Below are 20,816 nucleotides of genomic sequence, written 5' to 3'. Positions count from 1 at the left end.
CACACCGCACACCGCACACCGCACACCGCACACCGCACACATTGTCGCCCGAAACGCACGGTTTTCCTTTCAATTCCGTACGTTTCGGGCGACAATTCGTTTTACGTCGCCGTTACGGCACGCTTTTCGTGGCGATCACCGCCACGCCGGTGCCGCAAGCATCTTCGATCAGCACCGCGCCGGCCGAAACAGGAGCCTCCAGCCGCAGCGCGCCAAGCGCGGCCAGAACCTCGGCCATGCGGTCCTTCGGCACCGGTTGCGCGGTCTTTACGCTCACCGGCTCCAGACAACCCGCAACGGGAAGCACCGCGGTCACCATCCGCTCGGGGCTGACGGCCTCCTGCGCCGCGTACTCGGCTCCGCGCCTGCACGTGTGGCCGGACACCTCGGCCACGGTTCCGTCCTCGGCAAACGACACCTCCACCGGGCACCCCAGCGGGCAGCGAATGCACGTGAACACGGCAACGTCGGTCGCGAACTGCATCAGTCGGCACCTCCCCCGGTCATAGACGGGACAGAAAGCGCTCGATCCCCGTCGCCTGCGCCCTCGACGCGCACTCTCACGCTCTCCCAACGAACAAGCTCAGCCGCGCTCACGGGAATCTGGACCATCTCGGCAGGCACGGCGACCATCGTCTTCGCTCGCTTGACCGTATGCGCGCGCCCGTGCGCATCGACTCCCTCCACGACGAATCGAGGATTGCGAACGGAGCGCGAAACCCGCAGAGAAAGCGCCACGTTGCCGCTCGGGGAACCCGCCGCGTCCACGGCATGGGGAACCACGTAGCGCACGCCCTGAGCGGCCAACACGGGCACCGACGCGCGCCGGCGCTCGCGGCGCGCGTCGACCTCGCCAAGCGCGTAAGCCGCAGCGGAAGCGCCGGCAAGGTCGCCCTCGGCAGACGCATGGTCCGCCAAATCGTGCACGTGCAGCGCGTTTCCGCACGAGAACAAGCCCGCCAAGTTGGTTTCCAGCCGACTGTCCACGCGCGCGCCGCCGGTGACGGCGTCCAGTTCCACGCCGGCCGTCCGAGCCAGCTCGTTTTCGGGAAGCAGCCCCACCGACAAAAGCAGCGTATCGCACGCCACCCGCTGCTCGGTACCGGGAATCACCTGCACGGTATCGGGATCCACGTCCGACACGTACACGGCGCTCAACCGGCCTTCGCCCTCCAAGCGCGTGACCGTGCGGCTCAGGAACAGCGGTATGCCGAAGTCGTCCAGGCATTGGACGACGTTGCGACGAAGCCCCGACGGATGGGGCATGAGCTCGTAGACGCCCGCCACCTCGGCCCCTTGCGAAACCAACCGTCGCGCCATGATGAGCCCGATATCACCGGACCCCAAGATGACCGCGCGTTTTCCCGGCAAGCACCCTTGCAGGTTCATGAAGTTCTGGGCGCTGCCCGCGCTGAACACGCCGGACGGACGCGACCCTGCCACGTTGAGCGCGCCCAAACCCCGCTCGCGCGATCCCGTTGCCAGAACCACAGCCCGAGCACGGACCGCATACGCGCCGCGAGGACCCACCACGTGAACCGAGAACGGCCCGTCGGCTTGCTCCTGGGGCGCATCGATCGACGTAGCCGTAGCGTCTCGCAGCACGCAAACGCCGGATGCGTTCGGCAAGGCAAGCTGATCGGCCTCGCGCTGGGCGTACTCGGGACCCGTCAGCTCCACGCCGAACCGATGCAGTCCGAATCCGTTGTGCACGCACTGCTTGAGAATGCCGCCCAGCTTCGCCTCGCGGTCGATCAGCACCACGCGAGCGCCGTGCGCCGCCGCCGCGCGCGCCGCCGCAATGCCGGCCGCGCCGCCGCCCACTACGGCGACGTCGCACTCCCGGGCCATAGCGGGCGCACGCTCGACGCTTGCAGCGCTCGCAGCTTCGCTGCCCTCGAAGCCCTGCACGACGCTCGCGTAGTCGGTGCGCGCCGATGCCACCACGGGCGACCCCGGCAGGCGCTTGTCCAGGTGATCGGGGGTCACGCCCGTTTCGCGCGCGACGATCTTCGCGATCTCGGGCGAGCAGAACCCGCCGTGGCAACGGCCCATCATGGCGCGCGTGCGCCATTTGAGCGCATCGAGCGACAGCACGGGCAACTGCCCCCGCAGGGCCGCAACCAATTCCGCTTCGGTCACCTGGCAGCATCGGCACACCACATGGCCCCAGCGGGCATCGCGCGCAACCGCTGCGGCGCGCTCGGCTTCGTCCATGTTCGCAAACGTCTTGCAAGCCTCTCTTCGGGCGCGGAACGACTCGTTGACCGGGGCGTCCAGCAGCGCGGCGACCTCGCCTGCGATATGCTCTCCCACGGCAGGCGCCGACGTGAGCCCCGGAGAGTCGAAGCAGGCCACGTTGAAGAACCCCGGGGCATCGTCAGGCTGGCCGATCACGAAGTCGTACCCTTCGGCGTTCGACGCGCGAAGGCCGGCGAAGTTGGTGATGAGGCCGCGCCCGTTCGCCTCCGGCCACGTCTTGCGCGCGGCGTCCAGCACGAACCGCAAGCCTTCGGCCGTCGTCGACGCGTCGGTCTTGTCGGCCTGGTCCACGGCGTTGGGGCCCACCAACAAGTTGCCGTGCACCGTAGGGGTTACGAGCACGCCCTTCCCCGTCGACGACGGCGCCTGGAACATGGTGTGCGAGAACACGGACCCCTTGTCCGTGTCGTACAGGCAGTACTCGCCCCGTCGCGCCACGATGCGCAGCTTGCGGGCACTGACCATGTTGTTGATCTCGTCGGAGAACACGCCGGCAACGTTCACCACCGCGCGCGCCGCCATCGTCAGCCCGCCGGCGGTGCTCACGCGATACCGATACGGAGCAGCGCTTCGGCGTACCTGCCCGCGCCGCTCGGCAACGCGCTCCGCCGCTGCTCGCTCCTCAGCGGTCAGGCGATCGAGGCCCGTCACGCTCTGCTCGAACAGAAAGGCAGCACCGTGCAGAGCCGCCTGCTCGGCAGCGAACAGCGCCACCTCGTAGGGATCGCATATAGCGCCCGTTTCGGCAAGCAGGCCGCCGCGAACCTGCGACGAGACGGAGGGCTCGAGCGCCCGCACGGCAGCCGCATCGAGCTCGCGCACCCCTTCGATGCCGTTTCGGGCAGCCCGCTCGACCAGCTGACGCACCGCGGCCAGCTCCTCATCGGAGAACGCGAGCACCATCGACCCGTTCCGACGATACGAAAATCCCAATTCATCGGCCCAGCGGGAGAACAGTTGCGAGCCCCGTGCATTGAACCGCGCCTTGAGCGTACCGGGAGCAGGATCGTAGCCGGCATGCACGATCCCCGAATTCGCGCGCGTTGCACCGCACGCCACATCGTTTCCCGCTTCGAGAACCGTGACGTGAACCCGCCAGCGAGCAAGCTCGCGCGCCACGCAAGCGCCCGCCACGCCCGCACCGATAATCGCAACGTCCGTTGTGAGAAAAGATTCAGTATCCATGTCGTTCAGCTTACTATTTATCCCCGTTGGGCGAAAGAGCGAACTTGGCTTGCGCGAATAACGGTATCGTAGGCGCAACGAATCGAAGAAAGGAACGAGATGCGCATAGCCGTGGCTAGCGAAGGTCTGAAGGTATCTCCCGTGTTCGGGAAGTGTGCCAGCTTCACCTGCTACAGAATCGAGCGCGGCGTCATCGTTGAATGTCAGAACATGCCGAACCCACTCTTTCCCCCGAACCGTCTTGCCTCCCTTCTGCACGAGCTTGACGTCCGGGTGCTCATAACCGGAACGATCGAGCGCGAAGCCGCGGAAGCGCTGCGCGCCGTCGACATCGAAGTGGTGCCCAACAGGGGCGGTACCGCGCGCCATGCGGCCGAAGTCTACCTGGCGCGCACCTTGATCGGCTCGGACGAAAGCGATGAAGAGGAACTTGACGTCGTAGAGGCGTAAACCGCGCGCAAGGCGACCGCAAGGGTCGGCCCCGTTGCAGCTTCGCACCCCGTCTCAGGCATGCTGTTCGACACGGGAACGGAAAGACCCGCACGGTTTCCCTTTATCCTCGAAACGAACGAAAGGCCCCGCTCCGGGGCCTTTCGTTCGTGCAGGGCGCAAGCGCACCTCATCGGTTGCGACGCTAGAACACAAGAAGCCCCCGAGCGATCGGGGGCTTCTCAGCATTAAGCCGTTTCGCCGACCGGTAGGTCGGCGCAACTAAAAGCTACAGGGCCTTCTTGGCAACCTCGACCACGGCGGCAAACGCCTCGGGATCGTTGATGGCCATATCGGAAAGCACCTTGCGGTCCAGCTGCACGCCAGCCTTCTTGAGGCCGTTCATCAGCACCGAGTAGCTCAGGCCGTTCAGGCGAGCGGCCGCATTGATGCGGGTGATCCACAGACGACGGATCTCGCGCTTCTTGTTGCGACGGTCGCGGTACATGTACTGCAGCGAATGCTGCACCTGCTCCTTCGCGGCACGATAAGAACGGGACTTTGCACCGTAATAGCCCTTGGCACGATTAAGGACGGTACGACGCTTCTTGTGGGCGCTGACTGCGCGCTTAACACGAGGCATGTTGTATCACTGCTCCTTTTAGACTAGCGAAGGCCGAGATTACGCGCGATAACCTTGTTATCGGCCTTGGCCACTTCGGTCTCATGACGGAAATTACGCTTACGCTTCTGGCTCTTCTTCGTCATGATGTGGCTCTTGAAAGCCTTGGAGCGCATGATCTTGCCGGAGCCGGTAACGCGGAAACGCTTCGCGGTGCCGCGATGGGTCTTCATCTTAGGCATTGCCTTCGTCCTTCCCTTCTTCTTTCTTCTCGTTCTCTTTCTTTTTCTTCGCCAACGTCGCTGCAGGCAACGGGGCGATGAGCATGTGCATGTTGCGGCCTTCCATCTTAGGCTGGGTCTCGATGACCGCTACGTCCTTCAGATCGTCGGCCAGCCGCTCCAGGATGGTGAGGCCCTGCTCCGGGTGCGCCATTTCGCGGCCGCGGAACATGATGGTGATCTTGACCTTGTTGCCGCCGTCGAGGAAGCGCAGAACGTGCTTCTTCTTCGTGGTGTAGTCGCCCACGTCGATCTTCGGGCGGAACTTCATTTCCTTGGTCTCGATCTTGCTCTGGTTCTTGCGAGCCTGCTTCGCCTTGATGGCCTGGTCGTACTTGAACTTGCCGTAATCCATGATGCGGCACACGGGCGGGTCGGCGTTCGGGGCGATCTCGACCAAGTCAAGGCCCTCGTTATCGGCGATTCGCTGGGCCTCAGATGTGACGTAAATACCCATCTGCGTCCCGTCGAACCCGATCAACCGGCACTCGCGCACGTTGATTTGTTCGTTGAGCCGAGGCTCCTGAGCAGCTATCGCGCTCACCTCCCTTTCTAGCGCGCTTTCGCGCGTCAATAAAAAACCCGCAGCTCCGAGAGCTTGCGGGTTTCGCTTTTCGATCAGGCTGTGAAGCCGAATATTCGAGCGACCCGTCAGCTGCCGAAGCGCCGAAACAGGTGGAGGGTTTCCCCTCGCTTGTGTAAACAGCCTGTATATAATAGCACAGCGCAAGCCAAATACAATATGCGACTTGCAACTTTTTTTGCGTCTCCCCTTCTTCGTTCGGGACGACGCATTTCCCAGATCCTGGCCGACCGACAGAATAAAAGAAGCGCCCGAAAAACACCAGGAGATTCATAGAGGTTATGGACCCCTGGGGTAAAACCCCGTATGCGACGCACGTCATGTTTGCTATACTCGCGGCATCGAATAAGCCTCCCGCCCTTTGGCGAGCACATCGTTCGACGGAAGGAACCCATGAGCCGCTTGACCCGAATCCTCATGCTCGCCGGAGCCTGGATCGCCTGCATCCTGGGTTGCGTCGGCGTGTTCATCCCCGTGCTTCCCACCACGCCCCTGCTTCTGCTGGCCACGTTCCTGTTCGCCAAGTCTTCTCCGCGCTGCCATGCGTGGATCGTTTCGACGAGGGTCTACAAATCCTATGTTGCGGCGTTCAAGGAAGCCGGCGGCATACCGGCCGCAACCAAGGTCCGCATCCTCACGGTATCGTTCGTCGTTATGGGTGCGAGCGCGCTTCTGGTTCAAAAGCCCCTCGTCTGGGGCATCCTGGGGTGCGTGGCGGCATTTCTGGTCTACCTCATGTTCGTGCGCATTCCCACCATATCGCTGGAAAGCGTGCAAACCGTCCGTCAGGCCGAAGAAGCCGAATAGCGAACCGCGCTCGGGCAGCGCGCTCCTTTTCGCGCCCCTCTCCAAAAAAAGAAAAGCCCGGTCTTCACTGCTGCGAGGACCGGGCTCGACGCTAGTTCTTGTCTTCGTACAGCTCGATGACGGCGCCGTCCATCTCGACAAACGCAAGGCGAACCCCCGGACCCGCATCCATAGGCCCGCAGATAGCACGATCGGCCTGCTCGACGTAGCGGTCCAGATCGTCCACAGCATAAGCAACGTGCCAGCGACGGTGCAGCTCTTCGGGGAAAGGCGTGCCCTCCTCGAACTTCAGGTACTCGATCTTCATGTCGTAATCGTCCACGTTGGACACCCAGAACTTCATGTCCTCGTTGTAGGTCATGTTCGGCTTTTTCTCCGTGATGGGAATGCCGATGTGCATATAGGTTGCAGTCATCCTGGTTTCCTCTCGTCTCGGGTCGTTCGCAGCGTCAGGCCGACGGAGCCATGGAGAACATGTCCATGGCGGCCTCGGCATCGGCTTGCATGGCCTTCGTTGCCGCATTGGCCAATGCATGGAAGTACTTGGGATGCGATTCGGCGATGAGCGCCTCCGCGGCACGCACGCCCGCATTGCTCATGTAGCTGAAATAGTTGATCTTGCGAATGCCGGCCGCAATGGCCGCGCGCGTGTCCTCGCGCGAAAGCCCGCTGCCGCCGTGCATGACGAGCGGGACGCCGCAGACGCGCTTGAGCTCGGCTATGCGATCGAGGTCAAGCTGCGGATCAGCCTGATAGAAGCCGTGCACGGTGCCTACGCTGGCAGCCAGCGCATCGATGCCCGTATCGGCCACGAAGCGAGCGGCCTGCACAGGATCGGTGTACACGTTCTCGCGGTCGTCGTCGGCGTCTTCAAGCCCTTCGTGCCCCGTGGTGAACCCGATCTCGGCCTCTACGTCGGCCCCGTACCGGCGCGCCAGTTCCACCGCCGCCCGCGTGAGCGCGACGTTTTCCTGGTACGGCAGCTGCGATCCATCGATCATGATGGCAGAAAATCCCAGATCGAGCGCACGTTTCACATAGTCGAGGTCTTCGCCGTGATCAAGCATGACGCACACGGGCACCCGCGCGGCCTTGGCGCGCGCAACCATAACGGGCCCGATCACGTCGATGGACGTCTCGTGCTCGTGCAGTTGAGCGTGCTGGATGATGACCGGCTCGTTGCGGGCCTCGGCAGCCGCGATGGCCGCCAGCAAAAGCTCGAGGTTCGGCGTGTCGAACGCCGCCGCCGCGCAACCGCGCTCCTCCGCCCAATCAAGGACGGCACTCATGGAAGTGAGCATACCGGCCCCTACTTCTTGAGGTACGGCGTGTTGCAGGGGGCGTTCCATAGACGCAGCAGCTCGTCGTCCATGCGGGCCATGAACATCTGGAAGCCGGCCTGCTCCTGAACGGTCAGCATCTCGCCGACGAAGTTCGCGACCACCTCGATATCCTGCTTCGCCAGCTCCTTGACCGCGGCGCGGTACACGATAAGCTGCTCCATGAGCGTCGTAGCGCCCGAGCCGTTGATGATCAGCATGACGCGCTCGCCCGGCTTGATGCCGATGTCGTTTACCAGCGCGTTCACCATGATGGCCGCGGTTTCGTCGGCGGACTTCATCGGCTGACGGCCGCCGCCTTCCTCGCCGTGCTGACCCATGCCGATTTCCATCTCGTCGTCCTCGAGCTCGGCAAGCAGCGTTCCCGTCTGAGGATGGGTGGCACCGCGCACGGCCACCGCCAGCGTGGCCATGTTGTCGGCGAAGCGCTGCGCGACGGCGGCCACCTCTTCCAAGCTCATGCCCTCGGCGGCTGCTGCTCCTGCGATCTTGTACGTGGGGATGCATCCCACCAGGCCGCGGCGATCGTCGCCGTTTTCGCGCGGGGCGTTGGCGATGTCCTCCTGCGTGACCACCTTCACCACGTTCAAGCCCTGCTTCTTGCACTGCTTCATGGTCATGTTGCCCGTCAGCATGTCGCCCGCATGGTTGAGCACGATGTAGAGCACGCCCTTACCCTTGTCGGCCAGCTTGATGGCGTCGACGCACGCCTGCGGGCCGGGCGCAGCGAAGATGTCGCCCACCACGTCGATGTCGACCATGCCCTCGCCCACGAAGCCCTCGATAGCCGGCTCGTGTCCGCTTCCGCCCTGCGTGACGATGGTCACGCGGTCGGCTTCGGCCAGCTTCTTGTTGATCACCATGTTATCCTCGCCCAGTTCGAGGATGTCGGAATTGGCCAAGGCCAAGCCTTCGAGCAGTTCCGCGGTAAGATCCTCGGGGTCGTTGATGAACTTCTTCATGCTCATAGTGCTCCTCCTTGCAAGATGGACGATGGAAAAGAAAGGCCCGCTGCGCTCGGCAGCAGGCCCGATTCCTGAATCAGTGCGACGCGCCCCCGGCGAGACCGCGCAAGAACAACGAAGTTGAGACGGCGCCCGCGTCGGGCGTGCCGATAGTCTGATCACCGTAACTGCGCGCGCGACCGAATTTGGAAGCGAAGCCCTCGCTCGCCTTTGCGCCGGCCTCGGCCGCCTCGGCCGCCGCAGCGAACACCGCAGCCGGATCGTCCGAAGCGCACGTCTGCGCCGCCTCGACCGCAGGAATGAGCGCGTCCATCATGGTCTTGTCCCCCACCTGGGCATTCGTGATATCCTGCATCTCGGCCAAGCAGCCGGCGAACATCCGGCGCGCCGCATCCGCATCGATAGCGCTCTCGTCGTCGGCAAGATCGACGCCCAAGCCGCCGATCATCGTGCCGTAAAGCGGGCCGGCCGATCCCCCGCGCACCGCCATGGCGGCCATGCCCAGATCATCGAGGAAGTCTTTGATCGACTGGTCGGGATCCCACCCCGCAACCTGCTCTTGGACGAGCTTGGCTATCTTGGTGATGGTGATGCCGTGATCCCCGTCGCCGAATTTGGAATCGATGTCGCTTAGCACCTCGGCGTTCTCCAGCAGCAAGCGGGCGCTTTCGTCCAGCATGCGCCCAAACGCGTCGCGATCGATCATAGGACCCCTTTCCCGATGAAAGTCGATTGCCCTAACTCTAACGGTAAGCGTAGACGAAATCAATGAGAGAACGAAAAACGCCGCCTCGAAGCGGCGGCGTTTTCGCAGAGTCCGTCCCTGTCGTCGCAGGGCGAGTTCTTACGCGTTGACGTACACGTAGATGATGCGGATGGTGTCGGCCAAGTTGCCCGAGGTGTTCGCCGTCGAGTAGTTGTACAGAAGAACGCTCGACCACTGATGGGGCGCGCCGCCGAACTCCACGGTGCCCGAGAAGGAGCACGTTTCCTTCACGAGCGTCGTGCCGTCGCTGGCGTACTCGGAGTACGTCGACTTGTCGGACGGCAGCTCCACGGAACCCTCCGGCACGCTCACGCCGGCCTCCTGCAGCGTTTTCTCTACAATGTGCTCGTTTTTCACAGCATCGACGAAGCTCAGCGAGCCGTAGCCAAGCGATGCGGTGGCCGCCGAGTAGCCGGCTTGAATGACCTTGCCCTCTTCGTTCAGGCCCAGGTACACCGTAGGCGTGCCCGAACGCGTATCGGCAGGCTCGTCGGTAAGCGCCACCGTTACGTTGGTCTTGACGGGGTTGCCCTCCTCGTTGACCTCCTTGGAGCTGGTTTCGGTCGCGCCGCGCTTGAGCGCCGTCACGGCCTCGTCCTTCGTCATGCCAAGCAGCGACGTGAGCGAGGGGACCTGCGTCTTCTTCGCCACGGTGGTGCTGGCGTCCTTGGTTTCGCTCTGGCTTTGCTGCATAGCGCCGACTTCCTGGGCGCTTTGCTGCTCTTGAGCCTGCTGAGCGGCCACCAGCCTGCTCTCCTCGAACCACTGCCACACGAAAAAGCACAGCGCGCCCATGAGCAGGATCAGCAGGATGACAATGGCGATGAGAATCTTGCGCATGCGACGGGACTTGCGCTGATGGGGCGGAACGAAGGGCTTCTCCTTCTTGCCGTGCTTGCCCTTGGCCGGTTCGGGCTGGACCGCAACGGGATCGTCCCCGAACAGCAAGGGAGGCGCCTCCACGGGCTCAAGGCTCTCGAAGGCGTCGGGGTATTCGTCGGCGTTGTCCCCGCGGTAGCTGAAGCCGCCTGCGTGGGCGCCGTCAGCCACGGGAGCGAACGCCTCGGTCAGGCCGATTCGCCCCTCTTCGTCAGAGCGGTCCTCTGTAGGATCGACCGCCGCGCTCACCGGGGAGAACGCCTCGGTCAGGCCGATCCGCTCATCGGAGGCGAAATCGTCTTTGTGGCTCGAAGTGCCGTTGGGTTCGTTTGCAGCGTGTTTGGGCATCGAAGCACCTTCCTACTGGGCGCAGGCGCATTCGCTAGCGCATAAAGAGTACATAGTACGCAATGAAGCCGACGATGGCCAGAAGCGCCACCGCGATGATGATCTTCTGCATCGCGGACATCGGTTCGACCTCAAGGTCTTCCGCGGTCGTCTCGCGGTAGCCCTTCTTCGAACTCTTCGAGCCTGCGCTCGAAGGCCTCGCGTCGTCGGCCGCCGACGCCTCCCGCTCGTCCTCGGTCGAAGAAGGCGCGTCGAAAGAGGGCTCGGACGGCACCGCGCCGTCCGTTTGGACGGGCTCGGGGGCAGGCGCGGACGGGCGAAGGCCCGCCTGGATCACGAAATCGTCATCGTCGTCAGCGTTAACGGTGATATGGGAGAATTTGGTATCGCCAGAAGCCACGGAGCCGTCCTTTCACGTCAGCAAGATTATAGAGGATTATCGGGACGTATTCCCTTGTCCAAATAATATCCATCGGGCGCGAAACGCTTGCGATACGTGAGAAAGCAGGCCGAAACGATGGCCACCGTATTGGCCGCCGACAGCATGAGCATGACCACGATCTGGTATTTCGCCGCCGCCAGAGGATCGGCTCCCGCCAAAAGCTGGCCGGACATCATGCCGGGGATGGCAACGATCCCGGCGGCCGACATGGTGGCCAGCACCGGCGTCATGCCCGCGCCGATAGCGGCCTTGATCGACGGGAACGCCGCTTCTTTCGGCGTAGCGCCAAGCGCCACGAGCGCGAACATCTCGCTGGAACGCGAATCCATGTCCGCGAACAGCCGGTCGATGGCAACCGCGATGGCCGACATCGCGTTTCCGATGATCATGCCCGCAATGGGAATGAGCTGCCGCGCGTTGTACCAAGGATCGGCGTGCATGACCCCTTCCACCACCACGAAGCCCACGGCGATCGACGACGAGAACAGCGACGCGAACACCGCCGCGCGAAGCCCCGGCACCGAGCTTTTCACGCGCGAGGTTGCAATCTGCGTGGCCGCCGCCACCATCACGGCCAGCGCCAAGAGGACGAGCCACCAGGTCTGATGCTCGAACAGGTACATGAGCACGAATCCCGCCGCCAGAAGCTGCGCGAACATGCGCGCGGCGGAAACGGCGATGCGCCGCGTCTGCCCCAGCTCGAGCTTCCACGACACCAATCCCGCCACCAGCATGAGCGCGCTCGCGGCGAACAGCTCCACGCACCCGATATCCACCACGCCGCTCACGAACGACCCCCGCTTCCCGCCGCAACGTAGGACAGCGCGCCGTCCTCGAGCGTATAGGTTCCCGCAGCGTACCCGTCGGCCGACCGATGCCGAATGCGCAAGCACGTTGCATCGGAGCCGACGTAATCCCTTGTCAAACGACTGATCGCCTGCGAGGAAGCGGAATCGAGCGCCGCGTCCACCTCGTCGAGCAGAAAGACCTTCGGCTTCGTGGCGAACGAGCGCAGCAAGGCCACGCGCGCCTGCTGCCCGCCCGACAGGCGCGACGCGTCCCGCGAAAGCTCCACCTCTTCAAGGCCGGCAAGGCACAGCAAGCGAGCAAGCTCGCCGTCGCTCGGAGGCTGGGACGCGGCGTTCACCTTGAGGCACCACGGCAGCACGAGATTGTCCCGCACCGTCCCCGCAACAAGAGCGGGTTGCTGCGGCACGAGGCACACCTGCCGCCGCCATTCCTGCGGCCCGAACCCGTCCGAAGACCGCCCCTGCAAGTACAGGCTGCCAGCGTCTCGGGCGATCATGAGCGCGCACGCGCGCAAAAGCGTGGACTTGCCCGACCCGGAAGCGCCCGTCAAGTCGTAGATGAGCCCGCCTTCCAAGCGCAAGCACGCATCGTGGAACAGCGGCACGGCCCGCCCGTCGCGAACATGGGAGACCGAGATATGGTCGGCATGAAAAAGAGTCATGCCGACCATGGTACCATCGAGCGGCCGCCAGCGCCACGGCGCGCGCTACAGCCCCTCGATGCGCGGTATGCTGGCGAAGCCGATGGCCAGCTCCTCGTCGGTGGGCTCGTAATCGCCCAGCACGCCCTTGTTGTAAGCGTCGTACGCCTTCATATCGAAGTAGCCGGTTCCGGTTAAACAGAACAGGATGGTCTTCTCCTCGTTCGCCTCCCTGCACGCCTTCGCTTCCTCCATGGCCTGGTAGATGGCGTGCGCGCTCTCGGGCGCGGGCAGGATGGTCTCAAGCCGCGCGAACTCCACGGCAGCGGCGAACACGTCGGTCTGCTTCACGGCGACCGCGTCCAAAAAGCCGTCGTGCTTGAGCTTCGACACGATGGGGCTCATGCCGTGATAGCGCAGCCCGCCGGCGTGGTCGGGGCTGGGGAGGAATCCGTTTCCCAGCGTGTACATCTTCGCCATCGGGCAGGTGCGGCCCGTGTCGGCGAAGTCGTAGGCGAAGCGCCCGCGCGTCAAGCTGGGGCAGCTTGCAGGCTCTACGGCCACGAAACGCGTATCGGGCCTGCTTCCGCGCAGCTTGTCGCGCATGAACGGCGCGATCAACCCGGCCAGGTTCGACCCGCCGCCCGCGCAGCCGACAACCACGTCCGGGTACTCCCCCAGCTCTTGAAGCGCAGCGTAGCTTTCCAGCCCGATGACGGATTGGTGCAGCGCAACCTGGTTGAGCACGCTTCCCAAAGTGTAGCGGCCCTTGTTCTGCGGAATGTTGAGCGCGCGCTCCACCGCCTCGGAAATGGCGGTGCCCAGCGAGCCGGACGAATCAGGGCGCTCGGAGAGCATCCTGCGGCCGATTTCGGTGGTGTCGGAAGGAGAGGGCGTCACGTTCGCGCCGAACGTCTCCATGATGTTGCGGCGAAACGGCTTCTGCTCGTAGGAGCACTTCACCATGAACACGTCGAGGTTCAGGCCGAAATGCGCCGAGGCCTCCGCAAGCGCCGTGCCCCACTGCCCCGCGCCCGTTTCGGTGGTGATCCCGTCGAGGTCCTGAGCCTTCGCGTAGTACGCCTGCGCGATGGCGGAGTTCAGCTTGTGCGAGCCCGACGTGTTGTTGCCCTCGAACTTGTAGTAGATCTTCGCGGGCGTGCCCAACGCGCGCTCCAGGTTGTAGGCGCGGCACAGCGGCGAAGGCCGGTAGATGCGGTACATCTCCCGAACGGGATCGGGAATGTCGAAGCAAGGCGTGGCGTCGTCAAGCTCTTGGCGCACCAGCTCGTCGCAGAACACGGGCGCCAGGTCGGCGGCTTCGGCCACGCGACCGTCGGGCAGGCGCAAAGGCTCGGGCTTTTCCGGCATGTCGGCCCGCAGGTTGTACCATTGGGTCGGGATCTGGTCTTCGCGCAGGTACAGGCGGTAAGGGGCTTGCTCGGTCATGCTGGTTCCTTTCCTGGAATGGGTTCCTGCTCAAACGCTGCAGGGAAAACTGATGCTTGCTGGACGCGCAAAAAAGAGCCCCCGGATCTCCGAGGGCTCTTCTGATGACTGGTATGCGAGAACAGAAGCCTATGAGACCCGGGATCGATTTCTTCCGTTCCACCACCATGCGCAAGCGAACGCCGTCGCAGAAGCGACGGTGGCAAGAAGCGCGTTGCAAGCGGTCGTGGTCAAAAGACGCCTTTCGTGATAGGACGTTCCGGGTACGCGGCAAGTCTAACCCTCCCGGCGCGGTTTGTGAAGGGGGCAATCGCCGGCTGGCGCAGCAAGGCGAAACGCGCGGCGCGCACGGCGAAAGGAGCAGCGGACGGCTCGTCGGGCAGCGCAGGGGGGCCGCTCGGACGGCGGCGGGCACGACAATTTGCGAAAGCGGTGAACGCGCCGCGCAAGCCGAACGCGCGCGAAGCGTTGTGCGACAATGGGAGGAAACCTTCAACGAAAGGCGGAAACGAGCCATGGACCTTGCCAAAGACCAGAAGCTGCACGGCTTCACCGTGCGCACGTGCGAACCGCTGCCGGAACTAGACGGCGACGCCTACACGCTCGTGCATGAAAAGAGCGGCGCGAAGCTGCTGTACCTGAAAAACGAGGACGCCAACAAGTCGTTCTCCATCGCGTTCAAGACCCCGCCCGCCGACGACACGGGCGTGTTCCACATTCTGGAGCACTCGGTGCTGTGCGGATCCGAGAAATTCCCCGTGAAGGAGCCGTTCGTCAACCTGCTGAAAAGCAGCATGCAGACGTTCCTGAACGCCATGACCTTCCCCGACAAGACCCTGTACCCCGTAGCCAGCACGAACGACCAGGATCTTCTGAACCTGGCCGACGTGTACTTGGACGCGGTGCTGCATCCGATGATCTACCGCAAGCGCGCCATCTTCGAACAGGAGGGCTGGCACTACGAGCTTGCCGGCGGCGCGGATCGAAACGGCGAAGCGACCGACCCCGTCGACGGCGCGCCCGAGCTTGCGCTCAACGGCGTGGTGTACAACGAGATGAAAGGCGCGCTGTCCGATCCGAACTCGGTGCTTTACGACGAGCTGCAAGCGGCGCTCTTCCCCGACACGGCCTATCGCTTCGAGTCGGGCGGCACGCCGCGCGCCATTCCCGACCTGACTTACGAGCAGTTCCTCGACGAGCATGCCCGCCACTACCGTCTGAGCAACAGCTACCTCACGTTGTACGGCAACCTCGACCTCGAGGCCATGCTGGCGTTTTTGGACGAGCGCTATCTCTCCCCCGTCGCCGACGAGGAAGCCGCCCGCGACGAGGCGCGCCTTTCGGCCGGCGATGCGCCGCTCGAACCGCACGAACTGCGCGAACAGGCGCCCGTGGAAGCGCTCGGCATACGCCGCACGATGGCGACCGCGCCCGAAAACGCATGCATGGGACTTGGATACGTGATCGGCAACGTCAGGGACCGCACGCGCATGGTGGCCGTGGACATCCTCATCGACGCCATCGCCGGCAGCAACGAAGCCCCGCTGAAGCGCGCGCTGCTCGACGCGGGCCTGGCCGACGACGTGCAGGCGTTCTTCGCCGATTCGCTGCTGCAGCCCTTCGCCGTGATCCAGCTCAAGGGGCTGGCGGACGACGCCCCCGCGCGCTTCAGGGCCGTTGCGGAAGGCGCGTTGCAGTCGCTGGCTGACGGGGGCTTGGATCGAAACCTGGTGGAAGCCTCGCTCTCGCGCGCCGAATTCGTCATGCGCGAGCGCGACTTCGGCATGGCCGACGGCGTGGCGCTGTCCATGGCCGCGCTGGCCGGCTGGCTCTACGACGACGAGCTGGCAACGTCGTACCTGCGATACGAGGACGATTTCGCGTTTTTGCGGACCGCCCTGAACGAAGGCTATTTCGAGCAGCTCATCCGCGACGTGTTCCTGGCCAACAACCACCGAGCCGAAGTGGAGATCGTGCCCGTCGACGAGGACGAGGACGCCTGCGAGGCCGAGCGCCTGGCAAACGTCGCCGCGCGCATGGAGCCCGAGGACTTCGCCCGCGTAGCCGATGAGGAAGCGGAGCTTCGCCGCCTGCAGGAAGAGCCCGACTCCCCGGAGGCGCTGGCCACCTTGCCGCGCTTGTCCGTGTCCGACATCGGGGCCGCGCCAGACGAGCCGGCCTACGGCCTGGAGGAAGGCGCGCCCGTCCCGTGCCTTCGCCACCGCGCCGCCGCGCACGGCATCGCCTACGCCTACCGCTACTTCGACCTCAAGGGCGTGCGCTTCGAGGACCTTCCCTACGTGACCGTCCTGAGCATGGTGCTGGGAAAGCTGGACACGGCAACCCGCACCGCATCGCAGCTGGACACGCTCACGAACGGCAAGCTGGGCAACCTGTCCTTCTTCTCGGAAATCTACGAGGACGAGCACGACCCGCGCGCAATCCGCCCGATGTTCGTGGTAAGCGCAAGCTCGCTGTCCGAGAACGTGGAGCACCTGGCTGCCCTTCCGCGCGAAATCCTGCTGACGACCGACTTCTCCGACACGGGCAAGATCAAAGACGTGCTGCAGCAGCGCCGCATCGCCATGGAGCAGGGCTTCGCCTCCGCAGGCCACGCCAGCGCCATGGCTCGGCTGGCATCGTACTACCTGCCCGCCGGCGTCGTGCGCGAGCAGCTTGGCGGCGTGGAGTTCTACCGTTTCTTGAAAGACCTGCTGGCCTCCTACGACGAGCGCGCGCACGACCTTTCGCAGCGCTTGGGCGATCTTGCGGCACGCCTGTTCGTCGACGACGGATGCTTGGTCAGCTTCACGGGAGACGAAGACGACTACCGCCGCTTCTGGGATTGCGGCGCCGCGCTCGGGCGCGTGGGGGGCGCGCAGGACGAACGGCTGCAGGTTCCCGATCCCGTCGTGCGCAACGAGGCGTTCATCGTGCCCACCGACGTGTGCTATGCAGCGCTCGGATTCGATCGACGCTCGTTCGGCGCAAGCTACACGGGAGCCTGGCAGGTAGCTGCGAAAGCGCTTTCGTTCGACTACCTGTGGAACGAGGTGCGCGTCAAGGGCGGTGCGTACGGCGCGGGCTTTCAGGCGGCGCGCACCGGAAACCTGCGGTTCTACTCCTATCGCGACCCGCACCTCGACGAAACGCTCGAGCGCTTCGCAGGAGCCTCCGCATGGCTGGCCGCGTTCGAGCCGACCGACGACGAAATGGAGGGCTACGTGGTGAGCACGGTGGCCGGGTTCGACACGCCGCTCAAAACGCGTCAGCTCGTGCGCCGTCAAGACGGCGACTGGATTGCCAGCAGAACGCCGCAAACCCGTCGCGAAACGCGCGATCAGATGATCTCGTCCGATGCGCGCGCCGTGCGCGAGCTGGCTGGGACCGTGGCCCACGCTGCCGAAGCCGGAGCTTTCTGCGCCTTCGGCAATAAAGACCTTCTGGAAGGATCCTCTGCGGGATTTCAGGTAATCGACCTGCTGAACGAATAGCGCAAACCCCTCAGATCCAACCGCTTCGCACGCCCCCGCCTGCATCGGCAAGCGGGGGCGTATTCGCTTTTCGATGACATTCCCGCCGCTCGCAAAGCTATTTCAAGCTAGAATAAACCGTTGGGAACCAGAGCGCGCACCACGGCGGTTTTGCGCGCTGCCGGCCTTGACGAGATCCGGCTTAAATGATAGTAATAGAGTATCATTTAGACGAGAAGAGACGGAGAAGCGCATCATGCTGGAACTGAAGAACCTTACGTTCGAGGTGCCCTTGCAGGAAGGGTCCAAAGAAACCAAGCGCATCATCGACGACCTATCGCTTTGCATCCCCGACGACCGCTTCACGGTCATCACGGGCCCGAACGGCGGAGGAAAGTCGACGCTTGCCAAGCTTATCATGGGCATCGAACAGCCCACCTCCGGACAGATCCTGCTCGACGGCGAAGACATCACGAACCTGCCCATCTCCGAGCGCGCCAAGCGGGGAATCGGCTACGGGTTCCAACAGCCCGCCCGCTTCAAGGGCATGAAAGTCAAGAAGCTCCTCGACATCGCAGCAGGCAAGAAGCTGCCGATGCTCGCTTGTAACGAATACCTGGCCAAAGTGGGCCTGTGCTCCGCGAACTACCTCACGCGCGAAGTGGACAAGAACCTGTCCGGCGGCGAGGTGAAGCGCATCGAGATCGCCACCATCCTGGCGCGCGACCCGAAGCTGGCCATCTACGACGAGCCGGAAGCCGGCATCGACCTGTGGAGCTTCGACCGCCTGACTGAAACGTTCCGCGACATCCATGAAGCGCGCGACGGGCGCTCTATCGTGATCATCTCCCACCAGGAGCGCATCATTCAGCTTGCCGACGAGATCGTGCTGCTGAAAAACGGCAAGGTCGCCCAAACCGGCAAGCCCGAGGATCTTATGCCCACGCTCGGCTTCGTGGCGAAGGGCGTTCCCGGCTGCAAGCTGAGCACCCCCACCGAGCTGCATATCACGGAGATCCCCACCACCTGCTAACTCAACCGGCGCGCGTCGGGTTTCTATCGCGCGCCGTTCGCACCCGCAAAGGAGGCCATCATGGCTGTTGACCTGTCCCCTATCGACGAGGGCTTGCTCGCCGAAATCGCCAATATACACGGCATGCCGAAAGGCGCCTTCAACATCCGCAAAGACGGGCAGCTCGTCGAGCGCCATTCGTCGGCGAGCATCGAGATCGCCACGAAGACGGACAACCCCGGCATCGACATTCGCATCGCGCCGGGAACCAAGGGCGAGACCGTCTACATCCCCGTCATCGTCACGCAATCGGGCCTGAAAGACGTGGTGTACAACACGTTCTACATCGGAGAAGACTGCGATATCACCATTATCGCCGGATGCGGCATCCACAACGAAAGCCACGCCCCGTCCGAGCACGACGGCATCCACACGTTCCACTGCGGCAAGAACAGCCGCGTGAAGTACGTGGAGAAGCACTACGGGCAAGGCTCGGGCACGGGAGAGCGCATCCTGAACCCCGTCACGAACGTCATCATGGAGGAGAACTCGCACTGCGAGATGGAGCTCGTGCAGCTGCGCGGCGTATCCTCCACGGTGCGCGACACGAACGCCGAACTGGCTGCAGGCGCGAAGCTCGTGCTGATCGAGAAACTGCTCACGCACGACGAGCAGACGGCCACGTCGAACATGAAGGTGGAGCTGAAGGGCGACGACTCCAGCGTGCAGGTCATTTCGCGCTCGGTCGCGCAGGACAACTCGAAGCAGGTGTTCAATCCGCTGGTCATCGGCGAGGCGGTTTGCCGAGGCCACGTGCAGTGCGACGCCATCATCATGGGGAAGGCCAAGGTCACGGCCATCCCCGGCATCGAAGCTGCCAGCGAAGACGCCATCTTGGTGCACGAGGCGGCCATCGGAAAGATCGCCGGCGACCAGATCACCAAGCTCATGACACTCGGCCTTACGGAAGAAGAGGCGGAGCAGGAGATCTTGGAGGACTTCCTGAACTAGCATCGCTTCGCCGGCTCCGATCGGGGTGCGCCCTAATCGGAGCCGGCGGATTCTCACGCCTCGAAACGATCCGCGAAGTGCCAGATGAGCGCCGCGGACGTTGGCGTGCAGCGCTCCCCCGGCAGCTTGGAATCGCAAACGGGAATGCCGCGCGCAAGAATGGCGGCCGTAGCCGGCGCGGGAACGGCCAGCTCGCCATGAGCGCACGCGACCATGCCTTCTCCCGTCTGAACGCTCGTGCAGACGATCTCGTCGGGCGCGACCGCTTCGATCGCAAGGCAAATATGGAGCGCGTTTCTTATTCCGGCAGCATTGCCGACTTCGTGAAAATGCGTCTGATCGACCGTGCACCCATGAGCCGCCGCTTCGGCTTCGGCAAGGATACGGTACACGCCGCGCAGATCCTGCTTCACGCGATCGCTCGCGCAGAGCGCGTCCACCACGGCATGCACCTCGGCCAGATCGTGGCAATGCCCGTCCGGCACGCCCGCCGCGCAGCACCGCTCCTCCACCGCGCCGCGGGCCTCGTCGTCAAGCTGGGAGCAGGTCGCCTCAAGAAGGGCGGCGCGCGTAGCGCTCTCCCGTACATTCCAGAACAGCGTCTTCATCACGCACTCGCTTTCGTATGGTTGATCAGGTGCGCTTGGTAGCCAGCACCGAAGCCGTTGTCGATGTTGACCACCGACACGCCGGAAGCGCATGAGTTCAGCATGGCCAGAAGAGCGGCCACCCCGCCGAAGCTGGCGCCGTAGCCCACGCTGGTGGGGACCGCGATGACCGGGCACGATGCAAGCCCTCCCACCACGCTTGCCAAGGCTCCCTCCATGCCGGCGACCGCCACCACCACGCGAGCGGCCGCGATTTCGTCGGCATGCGCCAGCAAGCGGTGCAGGCCGGCCACGCCCACGTCGTACAGACGCGTCACGCGATTCCCCAGCATCTCGGCCGTAACCGCAGCCTCCTCGGCCACGGGCAGGTCGCTCGTGCCCGCGGCGGCCACGACCACGCTCCCGTTGCCATCGGGTTCCGGAAAGTCGCCCAGAATACCCAAGCGGGGCAGCTCTTGATAGGCGAACGCCAACGCATCGCAGCCGCCCTCCCTTGCCAGGCTGTTGCGAACCTCCGAAGCTTTCTCGGCGTCCAAGCGCGTGATCAGCACGCGCTGCTGGCCGCCCTCGACGAGGGCACGGCACACGCCCGTTATCTGCTGGGCGGTCTTTCCCGCGCCGTACACCACCTCCGGCACGCCTTGGCGCACGCCACGATGATGATCGACCTTGGCATAGCCCAAATCCGTGAACGGAGCGATGCGCAGCACTCGCTCCGCGTCGTCCACCGAAGCCGTCCCCGCCGCCACTCGCTCGAGCAGTTCATGCAAATCGCGTTGATCCATGCGCGCTCCCTTGTCGTTCGATTGCGAAATCCATTGAACCACTTGAAGCCCGGTCAAGGTCAAGTTCTGCACGAAATCTCGAAAAGCGCACGGCCGCACCGGGATCCCGAGCCTCAACC

At 64.0% G+C, this 20,816-nt stretch carries 22 protein-coding genes; 6 read left to right on the top strand and 16 right to left on the bottom strand.

What is annotated here, in order from left to right; translation table 11 throughout:
* Positions 1–112 precede the first annotated feature (112 nt).
* Both ACTQZK_RS00275 and ACTQZK_RS00270 read right to left on the bottom strand, forming a co-directional pair.
* On the bottom strand, positions 113–484 hold the full coding sequence (locus ACTQZK_RS00275) for a DUF1667 domain-containing protein (RefSeq protein ID WP_418831068.1): 372 nt from the start codon (positions 482–484) through the stop codon (positions 113–115).
* Positions 484–3,447, bottom strand: coding sequence for an FAD-dependent oxidoreductase (locus tag ACTQZK_RS00270; protein ID WP_441897898.1), 2,964 nt, complete (start codon positions 3,445–3,447; stop codon positions 484–486). Before ACTQZK_RS00270 ends, ACTQZK_RS00275 begins: the two co-directional genes overlap by 1 nt.
* Positions 3,448–3,546: 99 nt before the next feature.
* Here ACTQZK_RS00270 and ACTQZK_RS00265 point away from each other — a divergent pair, with 99 nt between their 5' ends.
* Complete coding sequence (locus ACTQZK_RS00265) at positions 3,547–3,897, top strand: NifB/NifX family molybdenum-iron cluster-binding protein (protein ID WP_114567439.1); 351 nt, start codon at positions 3,547–3,549, stop codon at positions 3,895–3,897.
* Between the two features lie 268 nt (positions 3,898–4,165).
* Here the strand turns inward: ACTQZK_RS00265 and rplT are convergent, their stop codons facing one another.
* The 3 genes from rplT to infC are packed head-to-tail and all read right to left on the bottom strand — an operon-like array spanning position 4,166 to position 5,323.
* Positions 4,166–4,519 carry a 50S ribosomal protein L20 gene (gene rplT, locus ACTQZK_RS00260; protein ID WP_114567440.1) on the bottom strand — a complete coding sequence of 118 codons (354 nt, stop codon included), beginning with the start codon at positions 4,517–4,519 and terminating at the stop codon, positions 4,166–4,168.
* A gap of 23 nt (positions 4,520–4,542) precedes the next feature.
* Positions 4,543–4,740 carry a 50S ribosomal protein L35 gene (rpmI, locus tag ACTQZK_RS00255; RefSeq protein WP_114567441.1) on the bottom strand — a complete coding sequence of 66 codons (198 nt, stop codon included), beginning with the start codon at positions 4,738–4,740 and terminating at the stop codon, positions 4,543–4,545.
* Positions 4,733–5,323, bottom strand: coding sequence for a translation initiation factor IF-3 (infC, locus tag ACTQZK_RS00250; RefSeq protein ID WP_181792600.1), 591 nt, complete (start codon positions 5,321–5,323; stop codon positions 4,733–4,735). Before infC ends, rpmI begins: the two co-directional genes overlap by 8 nt.
* Before the next feature lie 432 nt (positions 5,324–5,755).
* On the opposite strand from infC, the gene ACTQZK_RS00245 reads away from it, so the two are divergent.
* Positions 5,756–6,169, top strand: coding sequence for a YbaN family protein (locus ACTQZK_RS00245; RefSeq protein WP_216529877.1), 414 nt, complete (start codon positions 5,756–5,758; stop codon positions 6,167–6,169).
* A gap of 91 nt (positions 6,170–6,260) precedes the next feature.
* On the opposite strand, the gene ACTQZK_RS00240 is transcribed toward ACTQZK_RS00245, so the two are convergent.
* The 9 genes from ACTQZK_RS00240 to ACTQZK_RS00200 form a co-directional block, all read right to left on the bottom strand.
* Positions 6,261–6,584: a VOC family protein gene (locus ACTQZK_RS00240; protein ID WP_114567444.1), complete on the bottom strand. Its 324-nt coding sequence runs from the start codon at positions 6,582–6,584 to the stop codon at positions 6,261–6,263.
* Positions 6,585–6,618: 34 nt separating this feature from the next.
* A complete protein-coding gene (locus ACTQZK_RS00235) occupies positions 6,619–7,470 on the bottom strand; it encodes a class II fructose-bisphosphate aldolase (protein ID WP_428422289.1) in 852 nt (283 codons plus the stop codon).
* Positions 7,471–7,478: 8 nt separating this feature from the next.
* Positions 7,479–8,477 carry a dihydroxyacetone kinase subunit DhaK gene (locus tag ACTQZK_RS00230; protein ID WP_114567446.1) on the bottom strand — a complete coding sequence of 333 codons (999 nt, stop codon included), beginning with the start codon at positions 8,475–8,477 and terminating at the stop codon, positions 7,479–7,481.
* Positions 8,478–8,550: 73 nt separating this feature from the next.
* Entirely contained in the window at positions 8,551–9,180 is a 630-nt protein-coding gene (locus tag ACTQZK_RS00225; RefSeq protein ID WP_428420509.1) for a DAK2 domain-containing protein, read from the bottom strand.
* Between the two features lie 138 nt (positions 9,181–9,318).
* A complete protein-coding gene (locus ACTQZK_RS00220; RefSeq protein WP_216529874.1) occupies positions 9,319–10,467 on the bottom strand; it encodes a histone-lysine N-methyltransferase in 1,149 nt (382 codons plus the stop codon).
* Between the two features lie 34 nt (positions 10,468–10,501).
* Positions 10,502–10,867: an SURF2 Surfeit locus protein 2 gene (locus ACTQZK_RS00215; RefSeq protein WP_428420507.1), complete on the bottom strand. Its 366-nt coding sequence runs from the start codon at positions 10,865–10,867 to the stop codon at positions 10,502–10,504.
* Positions 10,868–10,893: 26 nt separating this feature from the next.
* Positions 10,894–11,697, bottom strand: coding sequence for an ABC transporter permease (locus ACTQZK_RS00210; protein ID WP_428420505.1), 804 nt, complete (start codon positions 11,695–11,697; stop codon positions 10,894–10,896).
* Entirely contained in the window at positions 11,694–12,380 is a 687-nt protein-coding gene (locus tag ACTQZK_RS00205) for an ABC transporter ATP-binding protein (RefSeq protein ID WP_181792601.1), read from the bottom strand. The genes ACTQZK_RS00210 and ACTQZK_RS00205 overlap by 4 nt, the downstream gene beginning before the upstream one ends.
* Before the next feature lie 45 nt (positions 12,381–12,425).
* Positions 12,426–13,808: a TrpB-like pyridoxal phosphate-dependent enzyme gene (locus tag ACTQZK_RS00200; RefSeq protein ID WP_428420502.1), complete on the bottom strand. Its 1,383-nt coding sequence runs from the start codon at positions 13,806–13,808 to the stop codon at positions 12,426–12,428.
* On the opposite strand from ACTQZK_RS00200, the gene ACTQZK_RS00195 reads away from it, so the two are divergent.
* The 4 genes from ACTQZK_RS00195 (at position 13,807) to ACTQZK_RS00180 (ending at position 19,304) form a co-directional block, all read left to right on the top strand.
* Entirely contained in the window at positions 13,807–14,058 is a 252-nt protein-coding gene (locus ACTQZK_RS00195) for a hypothetical protein (protein WP_216529870.1), read from the top strand. The two genes, ACTQZK_RS00200 and ACTQZK_RS00195, sit on opposite strands and share 2 nt — an antisense overlap.
* 265 nt (positions 14,059–14,323) lie before the next feature.
* The gene (locus ACTQZK_RS00190) at positions 14,324–17,302 is read left to right on the top strand and encodes an insulinase family protein (protein ID WP_225749362.1); all 2,979 of its coding nucleotides are present in this window, start codon (positions 14,324–14,326) and stop codon (positions 17,300–17,302) included.
* 235 nt (positions 17,303–17,537) lie between these two features.
* Complete coding sequence (locus ACTQZK_RS00185; RefSeq protein WP_114567454.1) at positions 17,538–18,314, top strand: ABC transporter ATP-binding protein; 777 nt, start codon at positions 17,538–17,540, stop codon at positions 18,312–18,314.
* 60 nt (positions 18,315–18,374) lie between these two features.
* On the top strand, positions 18,375–19,304 hold the full coding sequence (locus ACTQZK_RS00180) for a SufB/SufD family protein (RefSeq protein ID WP_225749363.1): 930 nt from the start codon (positions 18,375–18,377) through the stop codon (positions 19,302–19,304).
* A gap of 53 nt (positions 19,305–19,357) precedes the next feature.
* On the opposite strand, the gene larC is transcribed toward ACTQZK_RS00180, so the two are convergent.
* Both larC and larB read right to left on the bottom strand, forming a co-directional pair.
* Positions 19,358–19,912, bottom strand: coding sequence for a nickel insertion protein (gene larC / locus ACTQZK_RS00175; RefSeq protein WP_225749557.1), 555 nt, complete (start codon positions 19,910–19,912; stop codon positions 19,358–19,360).
* Positions 19,912–20,697: a nickel pincer cofactor biosynthesis protein LarB gene (larB, locus tag ACTQZK_RS00170; RefSeq protein ID WP_225749364.1), complete on the bottom strand. Its 786-nt coding sequence runs from the start codon at positions 20,695–20,697 to the stop codon at positions 19,912–19,914. The genes larC and larB overlap by 1 nt, the downstream gene beginning before the upstream one ends.
* Positions 20,698–20,816: the final 119 nt, after the last annotated feature.

Origin of the sequence: Paraeggerthella sp. LCP19S3_G8 (assembly GCF_052119225.1) — a bacterium.
Classification (GTDB): domain Bacteria; phylum Actinomycetota; class Coriobacteriia; order Coriobacteriales; family Eggerthellaceae; genus Paraeggerthella; species Paraeggerthella hominis.
The sequence above is the reverse complement of the archived record's forward strand: the minus strand, read 5'-3'. Positions and strand labels throughout refer to the sequence as shown.

Coding starts and splice junctions, on each gene's coding strand:
- ACTQZK_RS00185 (WP_114567454.1), top strand. CDS start 17,538: ATGCTGGAACTGAAGAACCTTACGTTCGAGGTGCCCTTGCAGGAAGGG.
- rplT (WP_114567440.1), bottom strand. CDS start 4,519: ATGCCTCGTGTTAAGCGCGCAGTCAGCGCCCACAAGAAGCGTCGTACC.
- ACTQZK_RS00190 (WP_225749362.1), top strand. CDS start 14,324: ATGGACCTTGCCAAAGACCAGAAGCTGCACGGCTTCACCGTGCGCACG.
- rpmI (WP_114567441.1), bottom strand. CDS start 4,740: ATGCCTAAGATGAAGACCCATCGCGGCACCGCGAAGCGTTTCCGCGTT.
- ACTQZK_RS00205 (WP_181792601.1), bottom strand. CDS start 12,380: ATGACTCTTTTTCATGCCGACCATATCTCGGTCTCCCATGTTCGCGAC.
- ACTQZK_RS00200 (WP_428420502.1), bottom strand. CDS start 13,808: ATGACCGAGCAAGCCCCTTACCGCCTGTACCTGCGCGAAGACCAGATC.
- ACTQZK_RS00240 (WP_114567444.1), bottom strand. CDS start 6,584: ATGACTGCAACCTATATGCACATCGGCATTCCCATCACGGAGAAAAAG.
- ACTQZK_RS00195 (WP_216529870.1), top strand. CDS start 13,807: ATGCTGGTTCCTTTCCTGGAATGGGTTCCTGCTCAAACGCTGCAGGGA.
- ACTQZK_RS00275 (WP_418831068.1), bottom strand. CDS start 484: ATGCAGTTCGCGACCGACGTTGCCGTGTTCACGTGCATTCGCTGCCCG.
- ACTQZK_RS00225 (WP_428420509.1), bottom strand. CDS start 9,180: ATGATCGATCGCGACGCGTTTGGGCGCATGCTGGACGAAAGCGCCCGC.
- larC (WP_225749557.1), bottom strand. CDS start 19,912: ATGAAGACGCTGTTCTGGAATGTACGGGAGAGCGCTACGCGCGCCGCC.
- ACTQZK_RS00230 (WP_114567446.1), bottom strand. CDS start 8,477: ATGAGCATGAAGAAGTTCATCAACGACCCCGAGGATCTTACCGCGGAA.
- ACTQZK_RS00270 (WP_441897898.1), bottom strand. CDS start 3,447: ATGGATACTGAATCTTTTCTCACAACGGACGTTGCGATTATCGGTGCG.
- ACTQZK_RS00220 (WP_216529874.1), bottom strand. CDS start 10,467: ATGCCCAAACACGCTGCAAACGAACCCAACGGCACTTCGAGCCACAAA.
- ACTQZK_RS00180 (WP_225749363.1), top strand. CDS start 18,375: ATGGCTGTTGACCTGTCCCCTATCGACGAGGGCTTGCTCGCCGAAATC.
- ACTQZK_RS00245 (WP_216529877.1), top strand. CDS start 5,756: ATGAGCCGCTTGACCCGAATCCTCATGCTCGCCGGAGCCTGGATCGCC.
- ACTQZK_RS00265 (WP_114567439.1), top strand. CDS start 3,547: ATGCGCATAGCCGTGGCTAGCGAAGGTCTGAAGGTATCTCCCGTGTTC.
- ACTQZK_RS00235 (WP_428422289.1), bottom strand. CDS start 7,470: ATGCTCACTTCCATGAGTGCCGTCCTTGATTGGGCGGAGGAGCGCGGT.
- larB (WP_225749364.1), bottom strand. CDS start 20,697: ATGGATCAACGCGATTTGCATGAACTGCTCGAGCGAGTGGCGGCGGGG.